Annotated in this window: 1 protein-coding gene and 1 pseudogene; one reads left to right on the top strand and one right to left on the bottom strand. The window is 63.1% G+C overall.

Annotated features, from left to right (window positions below):
• A pseudogene (locus tag AB0C16_RS40320) lies at positions 1–203 on the top strand (conjugal transfer protein TraJ); the annotation flags it as partial.
• Positions 204–364: 161 nt separating this feature from the next.
• On the opposite strand, the gene AB0C16_RS40315 reads toward AB0C16_RS40320, so the two are convergent.
• On the bottom strand, positions 365–566 hold a 202-nt coding region (locus AB0C16_RS40315), incomplete at its 5' end, for a hypothetical protein (RefSeq protein WP_357691450.1).

The raw sequence follows: 566 nt of genomic DNA, 5'->3' as shown, positions 1-566 counted from the left end.
ATGAGCACGTCCGCGAGCTGGCCCGCATCAATGGCGACCTGGGCCGCCTGGGCGGCCTGCTGAAACTCTGGCTCACCGACGACCCGCGCACGGCGCGGTTCGGTGATGCCACGATCCTCGCCCTGCTGGCGAAGATCGAAGAGAAGCAGGACGAGCTTGGCAAGGTCATGATGGGCGTGGTCCGCCCGAGGGCAGAGCCATGACTTTTTTAGCCGCTAAAACGGCCGGGGGGTGCGCGTGATTGCCAAGCACGTCCCCATGCGCTCCATCAAGAAGAGCGACTTCGCGGAGCTGGTGAAGTACATCACCGACGAGCAAGGCAAGACCGATCCCCGGGGACCTGCAGGAATTCGATATCAAGCTTTCACTCGAACACCCACGGCGCCACCGGTGCTTGCCCGCCATCTTCGAAGGGCTCGAACAAGGGCGCAAGACGCTCGTCATGAACCAGCGCATCAAGGTCACAAAGGACCTCGGCAGCTGGAATACCGGCCTCGACCAGGACCTTCTCCCAGTGCGCGGCCGGAGCCTCACGGAATCGCTCCGAAAGACTCTCGTCGTTCCCG

It is taken from the genome of Nonomuraea sp. NPDC048916 (assembly GCF_040649575.1).
GTDB lineage: Bacteria > Actinomycetota > Actinomycetes > Streptosporangiales > Streptosporangiaceae > Nonomuraea.
This window is presented reverse-complemented; position numbering and strand designations above follow the sequence as displayed.